Annotated in this window: 1 protein-coding gene; it reads right to left on the minus strand. The window is 67.5% G+C overall.

Annotation, left to right across the window (positions count from 1 at the left end; genetic code table 11):
- Positions 1–563 (minus strand): DUF1302 family protein (locus ACFPU0_RS11375; RefSeq protein WP_377693089.1); only part of this gene is annotated, 563 nt, incomplete at both ends.

The raw sequence follows: 563 nt of genomic DNA on the forward strand, positions 1-563 counted from the left end.
AGGCCGAAGATGTCGATATCGTCGCCATAGGCGAACTTGTAGTTGGTGGTGCGGATGGAGTTCTGCACGTTGGCGATGGGGCCGTTGGCGCCGCGCGCCGTCAGCCCGGTGCCATCCAGCACGGCCTGCGGCAGGATTTCCGAGGTGTTGCGGTAATAGGCGCCCAGGGTGCCGTCCAGCCACTCGGGCGACCACTTGAGCATCAGGCCCCAGTCGCCGCGCTTGTCCGGGGTGATGTCATGGCCACGGCGAATGGTGGTGAGGGTGCCGTTCGGCCCCGCCAGGCCCGGGCCGCCGGTATGGCCGAGGAGGAAGGACTGCGCGCCCTCGCCCACCAGGTCCGAGCTGCCGTAGTAGGTGCCGGCCTCGGGCAGGCGTGCCTCGTCCCACTCGAGGAAATACTGCGCGGCGACCGTCAGCTCGGGGTTGATGGTGAAGGACGTGGAAATCTGGTTGCGCGGAACGAACAGCTCCTTGGCCTCGGTGCCGGGGGCGGCGGAGAGTTTCGCCAGGTCCAGGCCGGACTGGCCGTAGCTGATGCCATGCACCGGGTTGAGGATGGT

Origin of the sequence: Pseudomonas sp. GCM10022186, from assembly GCF_042656385.1 — a bacterium.
Lineage (GTDB): Bacteria > Pseudomonadota > Gammaproteobacteria > Pseudomonadales > Pseudomonadaceae > Metapseudomonas.